Here is a 232-nt window from a genome sequence, read left to right on the forward strand (position 1 = left end):
CCATGGCGACCTGACCCTGATTCATTGGCCGTCGCCGTACGTCGCGGTGCCGATGGCCGAATTCCTCGGCGCGCTGGCGCAGGACAAGGCCGAAGGCCTGACCCGTCAGATCGGCATTTCCAATTTCACCATCGAGCTCACCCCCCAGGCGATCGCGATCGACGGAGCCGATGCGATCTCGACCAACCACATCTAGGTGCATCCGTACCTGCATAAACGGGCGCTGATTGAG

At 62.1% G+C, this 232-nt stretch carries 1 pseudogene; it reads left to right on the forward strand.

The features are described 5' to 3' along the window. Positions 1 to 193: pseudogene (locus tag ACQG3P_RS24805) on the forward strand (aldo/keto reductase); the annotation flags it as partial. Positions 194 to 232 lie beyond the last annotated feature (39 nt).

The sequence above is a fragment of the Stenotrophomonas sp. SrG genome, from assembly GCF_050031795.1.
Lineage (GTDB): Bacteria > Pseudomonadota > Gammaproteobacteria > Xanthomonadales > Xanthomonadaceae > Stenotrophomonas > Stenotrophomonas rhizophila_A.